This is a genomic window from Rhizobacter sp. P1_G5 (genome assembly GCF_056405435.1).
The window spans coordinates 1-5,821 of record NZ_JBFUCB010000387.1 but is presented as its reverse complement, the minus strand read 5'-3'; the positions used below and the strand labels follow the sequence as shown (position 1 = coordinate 5,821).

General features: G+C 69.7%; 4 protein-coding genes. All 4 read left to right on the top strand.

What is annotated here, in order from left to right:
- On the top strand, positions 1-884 hold an 884-nt coding region (locus AC1D12_RS22545), incomplete at its 5' end, for a rhodanese-like domain-containing protein (RefSeq protein ID WP_477842971.1).
- Between the two features lie 387 nt (positions 885-1,271).
- Complete coding sequence (locus tag AC1D12_RS22540) at positions 1,272-2,135, top strand: NHL repeat-containing protein (protein WP_477842969.1); 864 nt, start codon at positions 1,272-1,274, stop codon at positions 2,133-2,135.
- 93 nt (positions 2,136-2,228) lie between these two features.
- Complete coding sequence (gene mgtA, locus AC1D12_RS22535) at positions 2,229-5,006, top strand: magnesium-translocating P-type ATPase (RefSeq protein ID WP_477826290.1); 2,778 nt, start codon at positions 2,229-2,231, stop codon at positions 5,004-5,006.
- An 82-nt stretch (positions 5,007-5,088) separates the two neighbouring features.
- Positions 5,089-5,821 (top strand): sensor histidine kinase (locus AC1D12_RS22530; protein ID WP_477842967.1); only part of this gene is annotated, 733 nt, incomplete at its 3' end.

Here is a 5,821-nt window from a genome sequence, read left to right as displayed (position 1 = left end):
ATGCGGCGCGGCACGATGCGCGGGCCGTGGCCGAGCGCGCCGGCGTGCGGCGCATCGGGGCCGCGCAACTGGCGCACTGGGTGGAAGAGCCGGGCCGCACGACGTATCGCTTCGACGTGCGCACGCCGGAGGAATACGCGGCCGGGCACCGGCCCGGGTTCCGCAGCGCGCCGGGCGGGCAACTGGTGCAGGAGACCGACGTGCACGCGCCGGTGCGCGGTGCGCGCATCGTGCTGGCGGACCACGACGGCACGCCGGCCGGGTCACGCGATGCGGGTGTGCGTGCCGAGATGAGCGCGTCGTGGCTGGCGCAGATGGGCTGGGAGGTGGCGCTGCTCGACGCCGATGCGGCATCGGATGGCGTGGAGACGGGTGCCGATGCGCCGCCGCGGCCTGCGCCGCCGCAGGTGCACGGCATCACACCATCGACGCTGGCTGATTGGCTCGCGAGCCCCGGTGCCGATGTGCAGGTGATCGACGTGACGACCAGCGCGAGCCACGTGAAGCGGCACATCCCCGGCGCGTGGTTCGTGCTGCGCTCGCAGCTGCGCGAGGCGCTGAAGCTGCTGCCGCCGGCGCGGCGCATCGTGGTGACTTGCGGTACGAGCCTGCTGGCTCCGTTTGCAGCACACGAGCTCCAAGAGCTGGTGGGTTCACAGGCCGAGGTGCATGTGCTGCAAGGCGGCACCGCGGCCTGGGCCGACGCAGGCTTGCCGGTGGAGACTGGCGAACAGCGGCTCGCATCACCGCGCACCGATCGCTACCGCCGCCCCTACGAAGGCACCGACAACGCGCGGGCCGCGATGCAGGCGTATCTCGATTGGGAGTTCGGCCTGGTCGCACAGCTGAAGCGCGACGGGACGCATCATTTTGTGACGGTGTGATGCCGAGATGACCAAAGTTTGATTCCGGGCTCGTTCCCCCGATGAGGGGGTGTGAGCTGCCGCCCTCTCGCACTACGCTGGCGGACCCAAAATCATCCAAGGTCTCCTGTGCGTCGAATCTCCTTTACAGCGCTGTCGGCGCTTGTGTGCTCAGCGAAGGTCGTGCTGCTTGTTCCACTTGTCGGCCTGGCACTTGTCGCCGGATGTGGCGGTGGTGGCGGCGCAGGCCCCGATGCCGGCTCCGGTCCTGGTCCCGGTACCGGCGGCTCGGGGACCGTCACCACGCTGGCGGGTAGCGGCACCGCGGGTAGCGCCGATGCATCGGCAACGGCTGCGAGTTTCAACGGCCCCTTCGCAGCCGCCGTGGACACCGCGGGAACTGTCTACGTGGCCGAGTTCAACAGCCACGTGATCCGCAAGGTGACATCCTCAGGGACGGTCAGCACGCTGGCGGGCAGCGCCGGCAACTCCGGCAGCGCCAACGGCAGCGGAACCGCCGCCCGCTTCAACTCGCCCGAGGGGGTGGCGGTGGACTCCGCTGGCAACCTCTATGTGGCGGACACCTTCAACCATCTGATCCGCAAGATCACCCCGACGGGCGTCGTCACCACGCTGGCAGGCACGGCGGGCAGCTACGGCAATGTCAATGCCACGGGGACCGCTGCGAGTTTCAACGGTCCGTCGGGTGTCGCGGTGGATTCTTCAGGCAACGTGTATGTGGCGGACGGCCTCAACAACCTGGTCCGCAAGATCAGCGCGACCGGCGTGGTCACGACGCTGGCGGGCAGCGGAGCCCTGGGCAGTGCCGATGGCACGGGGGCTTCGGCCACCTTCAGCCATCCCTATCACGTGGCGGTGGACACGTCGGGCAATGTGTATGTGACCGAGCCTCCCACCAACCTGGTCCGGAAGATCACGCCAGCAGACGTGGTCACCACCCTGGCGGGCACCGGGGCCGTGGGCAGCACCAATGGCACGGGCACGGCGGCCAGCTTCAGCGATCCGATGGGGGTGGCCGTGGACGCCTCGGGCAACGTGTATGTGGCCTCCATTGCAGACAACCTGATCCGCAAGATCACCCCTGCGGCTGTGGTGACCACACTGGCCGGCATGGCTGGCAAGAGTGGCAACGCCAACGGCGCTGCGGCGTCGGCCACATTCAGGATGCCCAGGGGCTTGACGGTGGATGCATCCGGCAACGTCTATGTGGCCGACTCCGCCAACAACTTGATCCGCAAGATCAGCTTCTGAGCTCGGCCTGCGCCGTGTCTGGTTGCGCGGCGGCGGCGCGCCGCTTGATCCAGATCAAGTGCCCGCCGGCTCCAGCCGGCAGGCTCGACCCTCATGAGCAAAGCGGCCCGCCACCGGCGCCTGACCCAGGGTTTCAGCACCTTTCTGCGCCGCCGGCGCGCGCAGCGGCATTTCGAGCGTCGCCCGCTGCTGGAGTCGCTGACCCGCGCGCTGCCGCCGGCATCCGGGGGCGCCATGCTCGCGCCCGACCTGCTGGCCGCCGCGCGCGACCCGACCGATGCGGTGCTGCATCGCCTGCAATCCCGCGCAGACGGACTGGACGCCGACGAAGCGGCGCGGCGCCTGGCCCGCGACGGCCCGAACGACATCGCCCACGAGAAGCCGCTGCCGGGCTGGCTGCACCTGTGGCGCTGCTACCTGAATCCCTTCAACCTGCTGTTGACGGCGCTGGCCGCGCTGTCCTTCGTCAGCGCCGATGCGAGCGCCACCGTGGTCATTGCGGCCATGGTCGCGCTGAGCACGCTGATCCGCTTCGTGCAGGAGGGCCGCTCGCACCGCGCAGCCGAGGGCTTGCGCGATCTGGTCGGCAACACCGCGAGCGTGATCCGCCGACCGGTGGGCGGTGGCGCGGGGGCGCCCGCCGAGATCGCGCAGCGCGACCTCGTCGCCGGCGACATCGTCGCGCTGTCGGCCGGCGACATGATCCCCGCCGACTGCCGCGTGCTCGCTGCGCGCGACCTRTTCGTCGCACAGGCCGCGATGACCGGCGAATCGCTGCCCGTCGAGAAGTTCGCGCAGCCGCATGCGCAGGCCGCCGAGGGCGCGCTCGCGCAGCACAACCTGGTGTTCATGGGCACCAACGTGGTCTCGGGCACCGCCACCGCGCTCGTCGTGGCCACGGGCGCGCGCAGCTGCTTCGGCACGCTGGCGGCCCATGCGGGCGCTACGTCGACCACCCCGAACGCCTTCCAGGCCGGCGTCAACAGCGTCAGCTGGCTGCTGATCCGCTTTGCCGGCGTGATGGTGCCGGTCGTGTTCCTGGTCAACGGCTTCACCAAGGGCGACTGGCTGCAGGCCTTCCTGTTCGCGCTGTCGGTCGCGGTGGGGCTCACGCCCGAGATGCTGCCGATGATCGTCACCAGCACGCTGGCCAAGGGCGCCGTGCGGCTGTCGCGCAAGAAGGTGGTGGTCAAGCGGCTCGACGCGATCCAGAACTTCGGCGCGATGGACATCCTGTGCACCGACAAGACCGGCACGCTGACGCAGGACCGCATCGCGCTCGCCCGCCACGTCGACGCCTACGGGCAGGACTGCGCCGAGGTGCTGAACTTCGCCTTCCTCAACAGCCACTACCAGACCGGCCTGAAGAACCTGCTGGACCATGCGGTGCTCGACCACGTCGAGCTGCCCGCGGTGCTGAAGCTGCAGGATGCCTACCGCAAGGTCGACGAGATCCCGTTCGATTTCGAGCGGCGGCGCATGTCGGTGGTGGTCGCGGCCCTCGAAGCGGGGCAGGACCGGCACCATGAGCTGATCTGCAAGGGCGCGGTGGCCGAGGTGCTGGCCGCCTGCACCGCGGTGCGCGTGCCGGACCCGACCGACGCCTGCCTCGACGGCGAGCGCGCGATGCCCACGCAGCCGCTCGACGCCGCGCTGCGCGCACGCACGCAGGCCGTCACCGAGGCGCTCGGCGCCGAAGGCCTGCGCGTGGTCGCCGTCGCGGTGAAGACGATGCCGCCGGGGCAGTCAACCTACTCGGTTGCCGACGAGTCCGGGCTGACGCTGATCGGCTACATCGCCTTCCTCGATCCGCCGAAGGAGTCGGCGGCACCGGCGCTGCGCAAGCTGGCGGCGCACGGCATCACCGTGAAGGTGCTGACCGGTGACAACGAGCAGGTCACGCGCAAGGTCTGCAGCCAGGTCGGCCTGTCGGCGGACACGATGCTGCTCGGCCCGCAGGTCGAGGCACTGGACGACACGGCGCTGAAGGCCGCCGCCGAGGCCCACGGCGTGTTCGCGCGGCTGACGCCGCTGCACAAGGAGCGCATCGTGCGGGCGCTGCGTGCCAACGGCCACGTCGTCGGCTTCATGGGCGATGGCATCAACGATGCGCCTGCGCTGCGCGCGGCCGACATCGGCATTTCGGTCGACAGCGCGGTCGACATCGCCAAGGAGGCGGCCGACATCATCCTGCTGGAGAAGAGCCTGCTGGTGCTGGACGACGGCGTGGTCGAGGGCCGCACCACCTTCTGCAACATGCTGAAGTACATCCGCATGACGGCCAGCTCCAACTTCGGCAATGTCCTCTCCGTGCTGGTGGCCAGCGCCTTCCTGCCGTTCCTGCCGATGCTGCCGCTGCAGCTGCTGGTGCAGAACCTGCTGTACGACATCGGCCAGACGGGCATCCCGTTCGACCACGTCGATGCCGAGCTGGTGACCCGGCCCCTGAAGTGGAACCCGGCCGACATCGGGCGCTTCATGCTGTTCTTCGGTCCGATCAGCTCGCTGTTCGACCTGGTGACGTTCGCGGTGATGTGGTGGGTGCTGAAGGCGAACACGCCGGACCGGCAGGCGCTGTTCCAGACTGGCTGGTTCGTCGTGGGGCTGCTGACGCAGACGCTGGTGGTGCACATGGTGCGCACGCCGAAGCTGCCGTTCGTGCAGAGCCGCGCGGCCGCCCCGCTGATCGCGATGACGCTGGCCATCATGGCGCTCGGCCTGTGGCTGCCGCTGTCTCCGCTGGCCGGCCATTTCGGGCTGGTGGCGCTGCCGGCACCGTATTACCTGTGGCTGCTGGCCATCCTGCTGGGCTACGGCACGCTCACGACGCTGATGAAGCGCACCTACATCCGACACTTCGGCTGGCAGTAGCCGTGCAGGGCAGTTGCGGGCGGTACCGGCCGTCTGTACGCCAGCGAACGGAGGGCGTGGATCCGGTCCCCCACACTCGGGCATGAGTTCGAACAGCCTGCCGACGTCCTCACCACCGTTGCAACAGCCGCCCCGCATCCACTGGCCGCTGCGCGGCCGGGCCGCGGCGCTGCGCCTGGCCTGGTTCCACGCGGTGATGTCCCAGGTCAACCGCCTCATCCTGAGGCGACCCGAACCCCGCGAGCTGTTCAAGGGCGTGTGCGAGGTGTGCGTGACGGCCGGGCACCTGGACCTTGCGGTGATCGACCTCTCGGAGGGTCGCGAGGTTCACCGGGCTACGGCGGGCGCGATGCGGCGTGTCGCCGTCGAGTCACCCCAGACCCTGCTGGACGGCGCCCGCACGCAGGCGCTGATGATGTCGCTGGCGATGCGCGCCGGCAGCACCGTGGTGATCGGCGATGCGTCGACCGACGAGCGGCTGCACGACACCCGCGCCTGGTGCGCGGCGACCGGTGTCTGCGCGTTGGCAGCCGTGCTCCTGAAGCGGTCCGAGGTGCCGATCGGCGTGCTGCTGCTGCACTCGAAGACCCCGGGCTGCTTCGACGGCGAGGTGACCGAGCTGCTGGGCGAACTCGGCGCCGACCTGTCGTTCGCGCTCGACAACGCCGACCGCGAGCGCGAGCGGCACGAAGCGTCGTTCGCCGACCACGCGCGCAAGGTGGCCGAGGACGCCAACCGGGCCAAGACCGAATTCCTGGCGCGCATGAGCCATGAACTGCGCACGCCGCTGAACGCGATGCTGGGCTTTGCGCAAC